This is a genomic window from Micromonospora sp. DT53 (assembly GCF_049841535.1).
Taxonomy (GTDB): Bacteria; Actinomycetota; Actinomycetes; order Mycobacteriales; family Micromonosporaceae; genus Micromonospora.
Map to the genome: position 1 here is coordinate 12,792 of NZ_JBNCKM010000018.1, position 15,412 is coordinate 28,203.

At 73.4% G+C, this 15,412-nt stretch carries 15 protein-coding genes; 5 read left to right on the forward strand and 10 right to left on the reverse strand.

The annotated features are described in order from the left end of the window. Positions 1–6: 6 nt before the first annotated feature. From tsaD to tsaB, 3 genes are read right to left on the reverse strand one after another with little or no spacing between them, the layout of a single operon-like run. Positions 7–1,053, reverse strand: coding sequence for a tRNA (adenosine(37)-N6)-threonylcarbamoyltransferase complex transferase subunit TsaD (tsaD, locus tag ACLQ3B_RS33430; RefSeq protein WP_425784658.1), 1,047 nt, complete (start codon positions 1,051–1,053; stop codon positions 7–9). Next, positions 1,046–1,528: a ribosomal protein S18-alanine N-acetyltransferase gene (gene rimI, locus ACLQ3B_RS33435; protein WP_425784659.1), complete on the reverse strand. Its 483-nt coding sequence runs from the start codon at positions 1,526–1,528 to the stop codon at positions 1,046–1,048. The genes tsaD and rimI overlap by 8 nt, the downstream gene beginning before the upstream one ends. Further along, positions 1,525–2,202: a tRNA (adenosine(37)-N6)-threonylcarbamoyltransferase complex dimerization subunit type 1 TsaB gene (gene tsaB, locus ACLQ3B_RS33440; protein ID WP_425784660.1), complete on the reverse strand. Its 678-nt coding sequence runs from the start codon at positions 2,200–2,202 to the stop codon at positions 1,525–1,527. The genes rimI and tsaB overlap by 4 nt, the downstream gene beginning before the upstream one ends. 413 nt (positions 2,203–2,615) lie before the next feature. Here tsaB and ACLQ3B_RS33445 point away from each other — a divergent pair, with 413 nt between their 5' ends. After that, positions 2,616–3,320 (forward strand): helix-turn-helix domain-containing protein, encoded by a 705-nt coding sequence (locus ACLQ3B_RS33445; protein WP_425784661.1) that lies wholly within the window; start codon positions 2,616–2,618, stop codon positions 3,318–3,320. Between the two features lie 25 nt (positions 3,321–3,345). On the opposite strand, the gene ung is transcribed toward ACLQ3B_RS33445, so the two are convergent. The 6 genes from ung to ACLQ3B_RS33475 all read right to left on the reverse strand — a co-directional run bounded on the left by ung (position 3,346) and on the right by ACLQ3B_RS33475 (position 8,797). After that, positions 3,346–4,047 carry a uracil-DNA glycosylase gene (gene ung / locus ACLQ3B_RS33450; RefSeq protein WP_425784662.1) on the reverse strand — a complete coding sequence of 234 codons (702 nt, stop codon included), beginning with the start codon at positions 4,045–4,047 and terminating at the stop codon, positions 3,346–3,348. 65 nt (positions 4,048–4,112) lie between these two features. Then, a complete protein-coding gene (gene tsaE, locus ACLQ3B_RS33455; protein WP_425784663.1) occupies positions 4,113–4,595 on the reverse strand; it encodes a tRNA (adenosine(37)-N6)-threonylcarbamoyltransferase complex ATPase subunit type 1 TsaE in 483 nt (160 codons plus the stop codon). Beyond that, positions 4,592–5,695, reverse strand: coding sequence for an alpha/beta fold hydrolase (locus ACLQ3B_RS33460; RefSeq protein ID WP_425784664.1), 1,104 nt, complete (start codon positions 5,693–5,695; stop codon positions 4,592–4,594). Before ACLQ3B_RS33460 ends, tsaE begins: the two co-directional genes overlap by 4 nt. Continuing rightward, the gene (alr, locus tag ACLQ3B_RS33465) at positions 5,692–6,813 is read right to left on the reverse strand and encodes an alanine racemase (RefSeq protein ID WP_425784665.1); all 1,122 of its coding nucleotides are present in this window, start codon (positions 6,811–6,813) and stop codon (positions 5,692–5,694) included. The genes ACLQ3B_RS33460 and alr overlap by 4 nt, the downstream gene beginning before the upstream one ends. 90 nt (positions 6,814–6,903) lie before the next feature. Continuing rightward, complete coding sequence (locus ACLQ3B_RS33470) at positions 6,904–8,373, reverse strand: NAD(P)H-hydrate dehydratase (RefSeq protein WP_425784666.1); 1,470 nt, start codon at positions 8,371–8,373, stop codon at positions 6,904–6,906. 55 nt (positions 8,374–8,428) lie between these two features. After that, on the reverse strand, positions 8,429–8,797 hold the full coding sequence (locus tag ACLQ3B_RS33475; protein WP_425784667.1) for a holo-ACP synthase: 369 nt from the start codon (positions 8,795–8,797) through the stop codon (positions 8,429–8,431). A gap of 174 nt (positions 8,798–8,971) precedes the next feature. Between ACLQ3B_RS33475 and ACLQ3B_RS33480 the strand changes: the two genes are divergently transcribed. Both ACLQ3B_RS33480 and ACLQ3B_RS33485 read left to right on the forward strand, forming a co-directional pair. Next, the gene (locus ACLQ3B_RS33480) at positions 8,972–9,268 is read left to right on the forward strand and encodes a hypothetical protein (RefSeq protein WP_425784668.1); all 297 of its coding nucleotides are present in this window, start codon (positions 8,972–8,974) and stop codon (positions 9,266–9,268) included. Next, positions 9,265–10,872, forward strand: coding sequence for an alpha/beta hydrolase (locus ACLQ3B_RS33485; protein ID WP_425784669.1), 1,608 nt, complete (start codon positions 9,265–9,267; stop codon positions 10,870–10,872). The genes ACLQ3B_RS33480 and ACLQ3B_RS33485 overlap by 4 nt, the downstream gene beginning before the upstream one ends. 17 nt (positions 10,873–10,889) lie before the next feature. Here ACLQ3B_RS33485 and glmS read toward each other — a convergent pair whose 3' ends face one another. Beyond that, entirely contained in the window at positions 10,890–12,803 is a 1,914-nt protein-coding gene (glmS, locus tag ACLQ3B_RS33490) for a glutamine--fructose-6-phosphate transaminase (isomerizing) (RefSeq protein ID WP_425784670.1), read from the reverse strand. 761 nt (positions 12,804–13,564) lie between these two features. Here glmS and ACLQ3B_RS33495 point away from each other — a divergent pair. Together ACLQ3B_RS33495 and ACLQ3B_RS33500 are read left to right on the forward strand one after the other, a co-directional pair. Further along, complete coding sequence (locus ACLQ3B_RS33495; protein WP_425784671.1) at positions 13,565–14,029, forward strand: MmpS family transport accessory protein; 465 nt, start codon at positions 13,565–13,567, stop codon at positions 14,027–14,029. 39 nt (positions 14,030–14,068) lie between these two features. Beyond that, positions 14,069–15,265 (forward strand): pyridoxal phosphate-dependent aminotransferase, encoded by a 1,197-nt coding sequence (locus tag ACLQ3B_RS33500; RefSeq protein WP_425784672.1) that lies wholly within the window; start codon positions 14,069–14,071, stop codon positions 15,263–15,265. Positions 15,266–15,412: the final 147 nt, after the last annotated feature.

Genomic DNA, 15,412 nt, shown 5'->3' on the forward strand with positions numbered 1-15,412 from the left:
CTCCCGTCACACGCTGACCGTGGTCAACGGCAGTGCCGAGTCGGCTGGCAGGTCCAGTCGACTCGGGGCGACCCCGGCGGCGACCAGGTGCGAACCGAGCGCGGCCACCATCGCGCCGTTGTCGGTGCACAGCTTCGGCCGGGGTACCCGGACCCGGATGCCGTACTTCTCGGCCCGCTGCTCGGCCAGCGCGCGCAACCGCGAGTTCGCCGCCACTCCCCCGCCGATGACAAGCGTCTCGATGCCCTGCGCACGGCAGGCGGCGAGCGCCTTGCTGGTCAGGACGTCACAGACCGCCTCCTGGAAGGAAGCGGCGACGTCGGCCACCGGCACCGGCTCGCCGGCACGCTGACGGGCCTCGACCCACCGGGCCACCGCCGTCTTCAGCCCGGAGAACGAGAAGTCGTACCGGTGGGCGGCGAGGTCCTTCGCGGCGGTCAGACCGCGCGGGAAGGCGATGGAGGCGGCATCGCCGGCCCGGGCCTCCCGGTCGATGGGCGGACCGCCCGGGAACGGCAACCCGAGCAGCCGGGCGACCTTGTCGAACGCCTCCCCGGCCGCGTCGTCGATGGTGGCGCCCAGCGGCGTGACACCCCGGGCCAGGTCGTCGACGAGCAGCAGGGACGAGTGGCCGCCGGACACCAGGAGCGCGATGGCGGGTTCGGGCAGCGGGCCGTGCTCAAGGGTGTCCACCGCGACGTGGGCGGCGAGGTGGTTGACGCCGTAGATGGGTTTCTCGGCGGCGACCGCGTACCCCTTGGCGGCAGCGACGCCGACCAGCAGCGCGCCGGCCAGCCCGGGCCCGGAGGTGACCGCGATCGCGTCGATGTCGGCGAGCGTGACGCCGGCCTCGGTGAGTGCCCGGTCCATGGTCGGCACGATGGCCTCCAGGTGTGCCCGGCTGGCCACCTCCGGCACCACGCCCCCGAACCGGGCGTGTTCCTCGACGCTGGAGGCGAGCGCGTCGGCCAGTAGGGTGTGCCCCCGCACGATGCCGACACCGGTCTCGTCGCAGGAGGTCTCGATACCCAGGATCAGTGGTTCGTCAGCCATGGTCGTGTGGTCCGTCCCCGGTCGGCTCGGCGTCGCGCCGCATGACCAGCGCGTCGGTGTTGCTCGGTTGGTAGTAGCCGCGCCGTACCCCGACCGGCTCGAACCCGTAGGTGGCGTAGAGCCGCTGGGCCGCGACGTTGTCCACGGCGACCTCCAGCAGGGTGCTGCGGGCGTCGCGCCGGACCGCCTCGGCGAGCAACTCCTCCAGCAGGGCGCGGCCCACACCGCGCCGCTGGGCGTCCCGGCGGACGGCGATGTTCTGCACCCACACCTCGGCCGGCGGAGCTCCGGCGAGCCCGGCGTAGCCGAGCACCGAGCCGTCCGCGTCGACGGCGACCCGGTAGTGGTGCCCGTTGGCGAGCTCGCTCCAGAACATGGCGGGCGACCATTTCTCGGCACCGAAGAGGTCCGCCTCGATCGGCAGCACGTCGTCGATGTGCCACCAGCGGAACGGTTCGAGCCGTACCGCAGTCATGGCAGGACCGGTTTGCGGCCGGTGGCCGCCACCGCGTCGGGGCGGCGCAGGTAGAGCGGGGTGAGCCTCTCACTGGACGCGCCGGCCCGGATCCGCTCGGCGGCCAGCAGCGCCAACACGGTCGCGTCCGGGTAGCGCGGCTCGACCCGAACGGGCAGGTCCAGGACCTCGGCGTACCGGTGCGCCCCGTCGCCGACAGCGATCGTCGCGCCCAGTTCGCGGGCGCGCGCCGCGGCGACCGCCGGTGCGGACACCTCAGGCCCGGCGATCCGCTGGCCGGCACCGTCGTAGACGGCCCAGTAGAGCTCCTTGCGCCGGGCGTCGCTGGCGGCCAGGACCGGCGCGCCGGACGCCGCCGGGTAGCCGAGGGCATCCAGCGAACAGACGCCGTAGGTGGGGATGCCGAGCACCTGACCCATGGTCGCGGCGGTGACCAAGCCGACCCGTAGCCCGGTGAACGGTCCCGGGCCGAGCCCGGCGACGATGGCGGTCAGGTCACGGGGGCGCGCGTCGGCGTCGGCGAGGACTGCATCCACCTGGGGCGCGAGCAACTCACCGTGCGCACGGGCGTCGACCGTGCACCGGTGCGCCCGCGACGCCACACCGCCTGCCGAGACCTCCACCAGCGCCGCGGTGACCGCGGGGGTCGAGCTGTCCACCACGAGTACGAGCACGGTAAGCCAGCCTAGCCGCCCCGCCCAGCGCCCCGGTCACGCCCCGCCCCGCCACCACCGCCACCCTCGGCCGCCGCCCGCCCACCGGGGCTGCCACGCTGGTCCTCTCAGTCGCCTACCGCCGCAGCCACCCTCCTGCCGACCCGGCCCCCCGCGTGGCCCGGCCCGGCTCCCGACTCCACGCGTTACCCGCCTCGCCGCCGGCTCGGCGGGCGGCGATGGCCACTTCCTCTTGTGAGCGTGATGTCTGTGGGTCATCGTGATGACTCACAGACATCACGCTCATTGACATAAGGCCCGCCATCCGCCGCGGTGGCCATGCGCCGGGCGATTCTCGGGGTTGTATCGACGGCAAGTCGCCGATTTGCCGCAGAGGGATCGCAGACGTCTCGCCCTAGGCCGACCATGCTGGGATGTCATCCACTCGCCTCGTCACCCTTCTCGGCGCTGCCGTGCGGCAGCAACGACAGCTACGCGAGCTGAGCCAGCGTCAGTTGGCGGCGCTCGCCGAAGTCAGCCAGGCAGCGGTGGCCCGGTTCGAACGCGGTGAGCGAGGGCCGACCATCCCGGTGCTGGAGCGGTTGCTCGCCGCGATGGACGTGCAGTTGGTCATCGCGGTCGAGCCGTTGGGCGCGCAGCTCGACGCCCGGATCGACGAGCTGGCCGCCCGGCCGATCGCCGAGCGGATCGACGAGCTTGGCCTGGATGACCTGCTGGATCGGCTCACCGACTTTCCGCAGGTGATCACCGGATGCGCCGCGGCGCTGTTGCAGGGCGCGCCGGTGCCGGTCGACGCGCTGGACATCGCCCTGCGCTGGCGGGACTCCAAACCGTTCACCCACTGGCTGGAGGCGAACTACGGCCAGCGGTGGAACGCCCGCTGGGGTGAGTTCGGCGGGGTGTGGTTGGAACCCGACGAGCCGGGCGAACACCGATGGTCGACCCGGTACGGGGAGATCAGGGCCACCATGTGCGACGAGCTGCCCGAGACGATCGAGGTGCGCCACGGCGGGCGGAGTTACCAGGTGGTGCCGCTTGTCGAGCTGGAGCTGAGCGAGCCGCGCGCCGCCGAGCTGTTGCGCCGCTACCGGGACCGGCAGCTGGCCAGCGACAGCTGAACCACCTGCCGGCCCGGGCGCCAGGTCAACCGGCGGTGCGCTCCCAGTCGACGGTGGGCAGGCCGGCGTCGGCGAGTGCCTTGTTGGCAGCGCTGAACGGGCGGCTGCCGAGGAAGCCCCGCGGGTTCATCGGGCTGGGGTGGCCCGCCTCCAGCACCACGTGCTGCGGATTGGTGACCAGTGCGGCCTTCTTGCGGGCGTAGCCACCCCAGAGCAGGAAGACCACCCGCCCCGGTGCCGCGTCCAGTGCACGGATGGTCGCGTCGGTGAACTCTTCCCAGCCGGCGTTGGCGTGCGAGCCCGGGGTGGCCTGCCGGACGGTCAGCACCGCGTTGAGCAGCAGCACACCCTGGGCGGCCCAACCGTCGAGGTTGCCGCTGCGCGGCTTGGGGACGCCCACGTCCTCGCCCAACTCCTTGAAGACGTTGCGCAACGACGGGGGCACCGTCACACCGTCACGGACGCTGAAGCTCAACCCGTGTGCCTGCCCGGCCCGGTGGTAGGGATCCTGCCCGAGGATGAGCACCCGGGTGCTCTGCGGCGGGCAGAGCCGGTATGCCGAGAACAGGTCCTCCAGAGGCGGGAAGACGGCCTGCGTCGCGTATTCCCGGGCGACGAACTCGCCCAGCGCGGCGGTGCGTGCCGGGTCGAGGTGCGGGGTGAGCACGGCACGCCACTGCTCCGGCAGCAGGGCCAGCAGATCCAGGGCGGGAGCGTCGTCGGGCATCAGAAACCTCTCACAGCGCGGGTCGGACCCCCGCACTCTAGGCACCGGGTACGACAGCTACCGACCTAGCCCAGGTCGGCGAGCCGCCGGGCCCAGTCGCCGCCGATCGGGTCCAACTCGACGATGCGGGTGTCGTCGTCGCGGCGGTCGATGCGAACCCGCAGGTGCGCGTCCACCAGCTGCTCCACCAGGCCCTCGCCCCACTCGACCACGGTCACCGAGTCCTCCACCGACGCGTCGAGGTCCAGGTCGTCGATCTCGGCGCGCGGGTCGGTGGCGTCACCCAGCCGGTACGCGTCGGCGTGCACCAGCGCCACCCGGCCGCCCCGAGCCGGGTCGGGGCGGTGCACCCGGGCGATCACGAAGGTCGGCGAGGTGATGTCCCCGAGGACACCGAGCCCGGCGCCGATGCCCTGAGTGAGCGCGGTCTTGCCGGCGCCCAACGGGCCGGTCAACAGCACCAGGTCGCCGGCGCGCAGCAGCCCGGCCAGCCGCCGGCCGAAGTCCCGAGTGTCCTCGACGGTCGGCAGCTTGACGACGTGACTCACCGTTCCTCCACGCTCTGCAGTGACTCCAGGAACCGCGCCAGGGCGGCGTTGACCTCGTCCGCGTGCTCCAACATCACCACGTGACCGCTGTCCTCGATCTTCACGAACTCGGCGTGCGGCAGCCGGCGGACGATCTCCTCGGAGTGGGTCACCGGAGTGATCATGTCCTTGTCGCCGACCACCACCAGCACCGGAGTCGCCGCCAACGCCGCCAGCGCCGGGAAGCGCGAGTGGGTGGCCAGGGTCCGCAGGTAGCGGGTCACCGTGTCGGCCGACGTCCGGGAGTTCATCGTCTCCACGTAGGACACCAGCGACGGGCTGGGCTTGCGGGTGCCGAAGCCGTACTTGCGGGTCAACAACCAGGCCACGTTCGACGTCGACTTGCGGGCCTTGTCGATCACCGGCCCGCCGTACCGGGTGGCGTTGCTGACCATGTAGAGCACCGGGCCACCGACCCGGCCGAGCAGCGCGGGCGCGACAAGCTTGGTCTCCGCGATGAGCCCGCCCGACGTGGCCATCAGAACGGTGCCCACCACCCGGTCACCGAACAGCTCCGGGAACAACTCGGCGAACGCCATGATGGTCATGCCGCCCATCGAGTGGCCGACCAGCACCAGCGGCCCGTCCGGGGCGGTGCGGTCGATCACCTGGCGCAGCGTCCGGCCGAGCACCGCGAGGTCGTACTCCCCGGTCTCCAGCCGGCCGGACCGGCCGTGACCGGGCTGGTCGTACGCCACGATCCGGTAGTCACCGCGGGCGGCGAGCATCTGGCGCTGGAAGTGGAACGTCCCCATGTCCAGGCAGAAGCCGTGCACCAGCACCACCGTCGGGTGCCCCGGCACCGGCCGGGTCGGCTCGACCACCTCGACGTGGATGTCCGTGCCGTCCGGCAGCTCCAGGCGGAACGCCTCGTCGTACCGCTGCTTGTCGAACGTCTCGTGCGCGTAGCGGTCGGCCGGGTCGGCCTTGAGCCGGCGGACCAGGGTCCGCTCGGTCGCGACCCCGGCCGCCAGACCGGCGGCCGCGACACCGACCGCGGCGCCGACGATCCCCGCGACCCGGCCCACCGCGGTCCGCGGACGCGGAATGCGATAGCTCATGGTTTCTCGCCGCCGTCGTAGACCCGGGGCACCCGCGTGCTGCCGAACCGGGTGACGATCTCGTAGTTGATCGTGCCGACCGCCTCGGCCCAGTCGTCCGCGGTCGGCTCGCCGTCGACGCCGCTGCCGAAGAGCGTCGCCACGTCGCCGTCGGCCACCGGGTCGTCGCCGCAGTCGAGCACGAACTGGTCCATGCAGACCCGCCCCGAGATGGTCCGGCGTACACCGCCGAGCTGCACCGGGCCGGTGTTGGACGCGTGCCGGGGAACCCCGTCGGCGTAGCCGAGCGGCACCACGGCCAGGTTCGCGTCTGCTTCCGTCGTGTAGGCGTGCCCGTAGGAGATGCCGGTGCCGGCGGGCACCCGCTTGGTGAGCATCACCCGGGCGCGGGCGGTCATCGCCGGCCGCAACCCGTACGTCTCGCCGGCCACCGGGGAGAGCCCGTAGATGGCCAGGCCGGGGCGGACCAGGTCGAAGTGGGTGTCCGGGCGGGTGAGGGTGGCGGCCGAGTTGGCGAGGTGCCGCCAGCGTGGTCGCAGCCCGGCCCGCTCGACCATGGCCAGCCCCTCGTGGAAGACGGCCAGTTGGCGGTCGGTGGTGGGGTGGCCGGGCGAGTCCGCGTACACGAAGTGGCTCCACACGCCGACCACCTCGACCAAGCCGTCGGCCTGCGCCTTCGCGGCGGCGTCCAGCAGCGCGGGCCAGTCGGCGACTGTCGCGCCGCCCCGGGACAGCCCCGTATCGATCTTGAGGTGCAGGCGGGCGGGGCGCCCGGCGAGCCGACTCGCCTCGATCATCTCGTCCAGTTGCGCCAGGCTGGCCGTGCCCAGGTCCACCCCGGCGCTGACCCCCTCGTGCAGCGGCAACCCGGGCGCGAGCAGCCAGGCCAGCACCGGCACGGTCACCCCGGCCCGCCGCAGGGTGAGCGCCTCGTCGAGGGTGCAGACGCCGAGCCAGTCCGCGCCGGCGTCGAGCGCCGCGCGGGCGGCCGGAAGCATGCCATGGCCGTACCCGTCGGCCTTCACCACCGCCATCAACTCGGCGCTGGTGCCGGAACGGAGCCTGCTCACGTTCTCGCGGATGGCGTCAAGATCGACGCGTACCTCGGCCTGCCACATGCGCCCAGCCTACTTTCCGCCGTGATCACCGCGGGCGGCGACGCTCGTCCCGATGTGGCGATCCGGTCACCGCCGCCGAAATCGACAGGTTCAGCCCAGCCGGGCCAGCACCGGACGCAACGCGTTCGCCACGTCGGGCGCGGTCACCGGCCCGCTCCTGGCCGCCTCGCGCCCGGCGAGCCCATGCAGGTACGCGGCCGAGGCCGCGGCCCGATCGGCGGGCACCCCGGCCGCCAGCAGCGAGCCGAGCAACCCGGCCAGCACGTCGCCGGTGCCGCCGGTGGCCAGCGCCGGGGTACCGGTCGGGTTGACGTACGCCCGACCGTCCGGTGTGCCGATCACCGTGCGGTCGCCCTTGAGCAGCACCACGGCGTTCATCCAGGCGGCCAGCCGCAGCGCCGCGCCGACCCGGTCGGCGCCCGGCTCCTCCCCGCAGAGACGTGTGAACTCCCGGTCGTGCGGGGTGACGACGATGGGCGCGTCCCGACCCCGCAGCCGGTCGGCGAGCGAGCCGTCCACCAGCAGGGTCAGTGCGTCGGCGTCGAGCACCACCGGCACCGGGGCGGCCAGCACGGCACGCAGCTCGGCCGCCGCGTCGGTGCCGGTGCCCAGCCCGGAGCCGCAGACCCAGGCCTGCACCCGGCCCGCGTCGGCGACCCGCCCACTGGCGATCACCGAGGGGTGCTGGTGCAACACCTCGGCGCGGGCACCGCCGGCGTAGCGGACCAGGCCGGTGGGCCCGGCCAGTGCGCCGCCCACGGAGAGCACCGCCGCCCCGGGGTAGGTCGCCGAGCCGGTCGCCACCCCCACCACGCCCCGGGTGTACTTCTCCGACGCCGGGCCCAGCTCGGGCCACCAGTCGGCGAGGTCGGACCACTCGGTGACCCGTAGCGCCGGGGTGCCGCGCAGCCATGGCCGCAGCCCGATGTCGACAAGCTCGACCTGCCCGGCCAGCGCGGCGGCCGGCCCGACCACCAGGGCGGGCTTCAGCGCGCCGAAGGCCACCGTCACGTCGGCGCGGACCGCGACGGGCCGGCCGGACGCGGACAGCGGCACGTGGCCGGTGTCGACAGCGACCCCGCTGGGCACGTCGACCGCCAGCACGGTGGCCCGTTCCCCGTCGCGTCCGCGCAGTTCGCCGAGGCGCTGGACCACCTCGTCCGCGTCGGCCCGGAGCCCGCCGGTGCCACCGATGCCGACGATGCCGTCGAGGACCAGGTCGACCGGGCCGGTCGGGCTCGGCACCAGCCGACCGCCAGCGGCTCGCAGCGCGGCCAGGCCGGCGGCGTGCGCCCGCCCGGGGGTGAGCAGCAGGGCGGACACCTGGACACCTCGGCGGGCCAGCCGCTCCCCCGCGTACAGCGCGTCGCCGCCGTTGTCACCGGAGCCGACCAGCAGCAGCACCCGGCCGCCGTAGACCCCGCCCCGCTCGTCGAGCAGGAGCGCGGCGCGGCGGGCCAGGCCGGCCGCGGCCCGCTGCATCAGCGTCCCCTCCGGCAGCGTGCCCATCAACCCCGCCTCGGCCGCCCGTACGTCGGCCACCCGCCACACCGCTCTCATGCCACCGTGTCCCATTCCGTTTGCGGGCGGGCCTGACCCGCCCTCCCGGCCGACGTCATCGTTCCGCGACCACCATCGCCGACGCGATCCCGCCGTCGTGCGACAACGAGAGATGCCAGTGGTTGACCCCGCGCGCGTCGGCCACCGCCGCGACCGTGCCGGAGACGGCCAGCCAGGGGCGGCCATCCGGGTCGGGCACGATCTCGCAGTCGTGCCAGTTGAGCCCGGCCGGAGCGCCGAGGGCCTTGGCCACCGCCTCCTTGGCGGCGAACCGGGCCGCGAGCGATTCGGGCGAGCGCGGGCTGCCGGCGCGGGTGTGCCGCTCGGCCTCGGTGAAGAGCCGGTCGGCGAGCAGCGGCGTGCGTGCCAGGGCCCGGGCGAACCGGTCGACCAGGACGACGTCGATGCCGACAGCGACGATCACCACACCACCCTACCGGCGGTCGAGGCCGCAGATTAGCCGTCGGGCTCGCGCTGGGCAACGCCTGTGGACACCCCGGGGTACGCCTCGACGCCGGCTGTCCACAGGGCATCGTCCGACCTCCGGTCCGCGCCTAACGTCAGCGCGTCGATGCCGATCGTCCATGGGGGTGTGGTCATGTCCGACGAGCCGTTCGCCGTCCGGCCGGAGGAGTTGCGAGCGGTCGCCGTCCTGCTCGACGACGAGGCGCGCCGGTTGGCGTCTGGCCTCGCGGGGCTGCCCGGGCTGGTGGTGGCAGCGCCCGAATGGCGAGCCGGCGTGGCCCTGGCCGGGTTGGAGGCGGCCGGGCACGCCTGGTTCTGCCGGCTGGGCGCTCTGGTCGCGGCGACCTCCACCGGGGTCCGGGCGGCGGCCGAGGCGTACGACACGGTGGACGACCGGGCGGCCGACCGGTTCACCGTCCTGCCCCGGTGAGCGGCGTCGGCTACCGACAGCTCTGGGCTGTCGATCCGGACGGGTGGCGGGCCGCCGGGGCGGCGTGGGCGGCGGTGACCGGGCCACTCGATCGGGGCGTCGGCGGGCTGCGCGCGGCCGGCGGGCGGTTGCGGGGCGGTTGGTCGGGTGCGGCGGCCACGGCGGCGGACACTCGGCTCGCCGGCCTTCGTGACGAGCTGGCCTCGATCGCACCCGCGCTGATCGAGGTCGACCAGGTGCTCGCCGAGTTGGCCGGTCGGCTGACAGTGGCGAAGGCGCGGCTCAGCCTGGCGGTTGCCGAGGCGGACGCGGCCGGTCTGCTGGTGGACCGCTCGGGCGGGGTGCGCGTCGATCCCGCCCGGGTTCGACCCACCGACCGGGCCGGCGTGGCAGCGGCGGGGATGGCGGTGACCGGGGTGGCCGCGGCCCTGCGGGCCGCGCTCGACGGGGCAGCGGCGGCGGACCGGGCCGCGGCCGACCGGTTGGACGAGCTGGCGAGGGCCGCCGGAGCCGGCTGGGCGTCCCCGCCACCGCCGGGCCGCCCGGCCCCCGGTGCCGCGCCCGCGCTGGTCAGCGCCTGGTGGTCCGGGTTGACTCCGGCGCAGCGACGGTGGTTGATCGGGCGTGAGCCGGCCCTGGTCGGCCGGTTGGACGGGGTGCCGGTGGCCGCCCGCGACCAGGCCAACCGGTTACGGCTCGACGTCTGGCGTGCGGAGTTGCTGGCCGAGCGGCGACGGCTGCTGTCCCGGGTGCCGCCGGGGCCGCTCGCGTCGATCCGTTTGCGCGGGGTGGCCGGACGGTTGGCCGGCCTGGACGCGCTTGTCGAGCGGCTGACGGCCGGTGGGGCGCCGCGGGCGTACCTGCTCGGGTTGGATCCGGCCGGTGAGGGCCGGGCGGTGGTGGCGCTCGGCGACCCGGACCACGCCGACCGGGTGCTGACCTACGTGCCGGGGATGACCGCCGGCCTGGACGACGCCGCCGGCGAGTTGGGCAGGGCGGCCCGGGTGCTGGACCGGTGCGCCGCGCTCGCCCCGGGTGAGCGCAGCGCGGCGGTGCTGTGGTTGGACTACGACGCTCCGGATCTGCTCGACGAGGCCGCCTCGGCGGGCCAGGCCCGCGATGCCGGCCCGGCGTTGCACCGCTTCCAGGAGGGGCTGCGTGCCAGCCACGACGGGCCAGCGGCCCGGCAGACCGTGCTCGGGCACAGCTACGGGTCGCTGGTGGTGGGGGTGGCCGCCCGGGAGCACGGGCTCGCCGCCGACGCACTGGTCTTCGTCGGCTCGCCAGGCGTCGGCGCGTCGCACGCCGCCGAGCTGGGCGTGCCACCGGGGGAGGTCTGGGCGAGCAGCGCGCCAGACGACGTGATCCGGGCGGCCCGCCCACCGGAGGAGCTGGGCCGACGGGCCCTGCTGCGTACCGTTCCGTTGGCCGGAGTGCTGGGCTTTCCCGGCCAGACCGGGCACGAGCTGTGGTTCGGGCACGACCCGTCGGATCCCGGGTTCGGCGGTCGGGTCTTCGGCAGTGGGCGAGGCGGCCACACCGGTTACTGGGACCCGGGCAATCCCGCGCTGGACGGGATGGCCCGGGTCGTGCTGGGCCGCTGAGGGTTGGGGTGTGTGCCTTACTCGACGGTGACCGACTTGGCCAGGTTGCGGGGCTGGTCCACGTCGTGCCCCCGGGCGGCGGCGATCTCGGCGGCGAGCACCTGCAACGGCACGGTGGTGACGAGCGGGGCCAGCAGGGTGGGCGTACGCGGCACGTAGATCAGGTGGTCGGCGTACCGGACGACGGCCTCGTCACCCTCCTCGGCGATGACGATGGTCCGCGCGCCACGAGCCCGGACCTCCTGGATGTTGGAGACGACCTTGTCGTGCAGCATGCCCCGGCCCACCGGTGAGGGCACCACGCAGATCACCGGGGTGCCCTTGTCGATCAGGGCGATCGGGCCGTGCTTCAGCTCACCGGCGGCGAAGCCCTCGGCGTGCATGTACGCCAATTCCTTGAGCTTCAGCGCGCCCTCCAGGGCCACCGGGTAACCGACGTGCCGGCCGATGAACAGCACGGTCGGCTCGGACTTCAGCTCCCGGGCCAGCTCGCGGACGGGCTCGATCCGGTCGAGCAGCTCCCGCAGCTTGCCGGGAATCTCCTGCAACTGCGCGACCACCGCGCCGACCTCGTCGGCGAACTTGATCCCGCGCACCTGGGCCAGGTGCAGGCCGATCAGGTAGCAGGCGACGACCTGGGTGAGGAACGCCTTGGTGGAGGCGACGGCGATCTCCGGCCCACCGTGGGTGTAGAGCACGGCGTCGGACTCGCGGGGGATGGTCGAGCCGTTGGTGTTGCAGATCGCCAGCACCCGGGCCTTCTGCTCCTTGGCGTGGCGCAGCGCCATCAGGGTGTCCATCGTTTCGCCGGACTGCGAGATGACCACGATCAGCGTGGACCTGTCGAGCACCGGGTCGCGGTAGCGGAACTCGCTGGCCAACTCCACCTCGCACGGGATCCGGGTCCAGTGCTCGATGGCGTACTTGGCGACCATGCCGGCGTGGTACGCGGTGCCGCAGGCCACGATGAAGATCTTGTCGACGTCGCGCAGATCCTGGTCGCTGAGGCGGACCTCGTCGAGGGCGATCTCACCGGTCTCGGTGAGCCGGCCGAGCAGCGTGTCGGCGATGGCCTGTGGCTGCTCCTCGATCTCCTTGAGCATGAACCAGTCGTAGCCACCCTTCTCGGCGGCCGAGGAGTCCCAGTCGATGTGGAAGTCCTTGCCGGCGGCGGGCTGGCCCTCGAAGTCGGTGATCTCGATGCTCTCACCGGTGATCAGCACGATCTGGTCCTGGCCCAGCTCGACCGCTTCCCGGGTGTGCTCGATGAACGCGGCCACGTCGCTGGCCAGGTAGTTTTCCCCATCGCCGCGGCCGACGACCAGCGGCGAGTTGCGTCGGGCGCCGACCACCGCACCGGGCACTGCGGCGTCCACCGCGAGCAGGGTGAACGCGCCCTCCAGTCGCTGGCAGACCACGCGCATGCCGGCGGCGAGCAGTTGCGGGCTGTCCGGTTGGCCGGCGGCGCGCAGGTCGGCCAGCGCGGCGGCGAGCAGGTGCGCGGCGCACTCGGTGTCGGTGTCGCTGGTGAACTGGACGCCGTCGGCCTCCAGCTCGGCGCGGAGCTTGGCGAAGTTCTCGATGATGCCGTTGTGGATCACCGCGACCCGCCCGTCGGGGGCGACGTGTGGGTGGGCGTTGCGGTCGGTCGGCCCGCCGTGGGTGGCCCACCGGGTGTGCCCGATGCCTGTGGTGCCGTCACCGATGCCGATCGGGCTCGCCGCGCAGGAGGTCGGGTCGTCGGCGGCCCGCTCGGACAGCACCTTCTCCAGGTTGGCCAGCTTGCCGGCCTTCTTCTCGGTCAGCAGCTGGTCGGCGCAGACGATAGCGACGCCTGCCGAGTCGTAGCCGCGGTATTCCAGCCGCCGCAGCCCGTCGAGGACGATGCCGAGTGCGGGGCGCGCGCCCGCATATCCCACGATTCCACACATGGCCCGCAGCCTAACCCAGTTTCGCTCATCATGGGTGCTCGAAAGTCGGGTTATCAATCACGGAATCTGAGCGATCGGTGGTTGGAGGGCAGCAACGGGACGGGTGTCACAAGCCCGCTCGCACCCCCACCCTGGATGGCGGGGTTGCGACACGCCTTCGGGTACGACAGTCTCTCGGCGGGTTTGGCGCTCCCGTCCACGGCCCGTTCGTCCCATACCCACTCCCGCCCGGAGCAGCCATGTCCGACGCGCCCCCGCCCGATCCATCCCCCTCATCCGCACCGGACCCGGCCTCCTCCGTACCCCCGTCGGATCCGACGGCGCAGCCCTCGTCGGCTTCGTTTCCGGCCCCCGACCCGCTGGCCCCGGCCCAGCCGTGGGCACCGCCGGCCCCGTGGTCACCGTCCCCGCCGGCCGCGCCGTGGGCGCCGCCGCCGCCCGCCACCGAGTGGACGCCACAACCGCCTGGAGCGCCGTGGACGCCCGACTCTCAGACGCCCCCGTGGTCGCCCGACGCCTCGGGCCCGCCACCTGGCGGATCGGCACCGCCAGCGGGATGGCCCACGCCCGACGGGCAGCCGCCGGTCGCTGGCTGGCCGCCGCCCGGCACCGGCTGGCCGCCGCCCGGTTATCCGCCGCCCTACGCCTACCCCGGGTATCCGCAGGTCCCCGGCAGAACGGGCACGAGCAGCGGGCGGGTAGTCGGGATCGTCGTCGCGGTCGTCGTGGCACTCGTCCTCCTCGTGTGTGGTTGCCTCTGCGTGGGTGGACTGTGGTTCGACCGGACCATCCCCGACTCGGCCCCCGAGGAACCGTGGGGCTACCCCGATGACGACGGCTGGACCCCACCGAGCTCCGGGCCGCTCATTCCGGACCGGCCCACCCCCCGGCCCACCACCGCGGCACCCACCCCCAGCAAGCAGCCGATCACCCGACCGACCTCGGGACCGGCCCCGGTGACCGTGGTCTACGAGGTCACCGGAACGGGCACTGTCGACCTCGCGTACTTCGACGCCGAGAGCGACCTCATCCACGTCGACGGCCAGAAACTGCCCTGGCGCACCACCATCCGCACCGACGGCAAGAGCCGCGTCCTGGTGGAGGCCAGATGGACCGACGACGAGGGTCAGAGACCACTCGACTGCACCGTCACGGTCACCGGCGCGGGCAAGCCGGTCGTCAACAAGACTCGGGGATACTGGGCGACAAGTTGCGCGCCCCAGTGAGGCTGGGGTTCCGCCGGGGCCACCCGTAGGCTGGCGCAGGTGAGGACGAGTACCGATGTCGACCCGCTGGTGGCCCGGATGCGGCCGTTCGGCACGACGATCTTCGCCGAGATGTCCGCCCTCGCCGTACGCACCGGCGCGGTCAACCTCGGGCAGGGCTTCCCCGACACCGACGGTCCACCGGAGATGCTGGCCGCCGCCGCCGAGGCGCTGCGCGGCGGGCAGAACCAGTACCCGCCCGGTCCGGGGATCCCCGCCCTGCGGGCGGCCGTCGCGGCCCATCAGCGGCGGTTCCACGACCTGGCGTACGACCCGGACGGCGAGATCGTGATCACGGCGGGCGCGACGGAGGCGGTGGCGGCGAGCATCCTCGGCCTCTGCGAACCGGGCGACGAGGTGGTCTGCTTCGAGCCGTACTACGACTCGTACGCCGCCTCGATCGCACTGGCCGGCGCGGTCCGCCGGCTGGTGACATTGCGTCCCACGGCCGACGGCCGGTACGCCTTCGACCCGGCGGCGTTGCGTGCGGCGTTCGGCCCGCGCACCCGGCTGGTGCTGCTGAACTCACCGCACAATCCGACCGGGAAGGTCTTCACCCCGGCCGAGTTGGCGCAGGTCGCCGAGTTGTGCCAGGAGTTCGGCGCGTACGCGGTCACCGACGAGGTGTACGAACACCTGGTCTTCACCGACGCATCGAGCCCGCACGTGCCGCTGGCCAGCCTGCCGGGGATGCGGGAGCGGACGCTGCGCATCTCGTCGGCCGGCAAGACGTTCTCCTGCACCGGGTGGAAGGTCGGCTGGGCGAGCGGCCCGGCGGCGCTGGTCTCGGCGGTGCTCCGGGTGAAGCAGTTCCTTACCTATGTCAACGCCGCGCCGCTGCAACCGGCGGTGGCCGTGGCGCTGGCCCTGCCGGACGCCTACTACACAGGCTTCCGGGACAGCCTCCAGCAGCGGCGCGACCAGCTCGTCGTTGGCCTCACCGACGCCGGGTTCGAGGTGCTCGACTCGGAGGGGACGTACTTCGTCACCGCCGACATCACCGCCCTCGGCGGCCGGGACGGGGTGGAGTTCTGCCGGTCGTTGCCGGAGCGTTGTGGCGTGGTGGCGGTGCCCACCCAGGTCTTCTACGACGACACCGACGCGGGTCGGCGGCTGGTCCGGTTCGCCTTCTGCAAGCGCCCCGAGGTGCTCACCGAGGCGGTCACCCGGCTGCGCGCCCTGAGCCTGAACGGCTGAGGTCGACCCGGCACTCCCGGAGGCTGTGGAGCTGATGCCGTGAACGGTTCAGCTCCACAGCGTCCAATTGACCTAGACGAGTAAGTCCGAAGTTGGTTCAGTGGTCGTAGGCGATCAGGGATCTGGTCACGGACTGGCCGGTGGTCC

What these genes read in the sequence shown, in the direction of transcription:
- tsaD (WP_425784658.1), bottom strand. Translation starts at nt 1,053, where the DNA reads ATGGCTGACGAACCACTGATCCTGGGTATCGAGACCTCCTGCGACGAG.
- rimI (WP_425784659.1), bottom strand. Translation starts at nt 1,528, where the DNA reads ATGACTGCGGTACGGCTCGAACCGTTCCGCTGGTGGCACATCGACGAC.
- ACLQ3B_RS33445 (WP_425784661.1), top strand. Translation starts at nt 2,616, where the DNA reads ATGTCATCCACTCGCCTCGTCACCCTTCTCGGCGCTGCCGTGCGGCAG.
- ung (WP_425784662.1), bottom strand. Translation starts at nt 4,047, where the DNA reads ATGCCCGACGACGCTCCCGCCCTGGATCTGCTGGCCCTGCTGCCGGAG.
- ACLQ3B_RS33460 (WP_425784664.1), bottom strand. Translation starts at nt 5,695, where the DNA reads ATGAGCTATCGCATTCCGCGTCCGCGGACCGCGGTGGGCCGGGTCGCG.
- alr (WP_425784665.1), bottom strand. Translation starts at nt 6,813, where the DNA reads ATGTGGCAGGCCGAGGTACGCGTCGATCTTGACGCCATCCGCGAGAAC.
- ACLQ3B_RS33470 (WP_425784666.1), bottom strand. Translation starts at nt 8,373, where the DNA reads ATGAGAGCGGTGTGGCGGGTGGCCGACGTACGGGCGGCCGAGGCGGGG.
- ACLQ3B_RS33480 (WP_425784668.1), top strand. Translation starts at nt 8,972, where the DNA reads ATGTCCGACGAGCCGTTCGCCGTCCGGCCGGAGGAGTTGCGAGCGGTC.
- glmS (WP_425784670.1), bottom strand. Translation starts at nt 12,803, where the DNA reads ATGTGTGGAATCGTGGGATATGCGGGCGCGCGCCCCGCACTCGGCATC.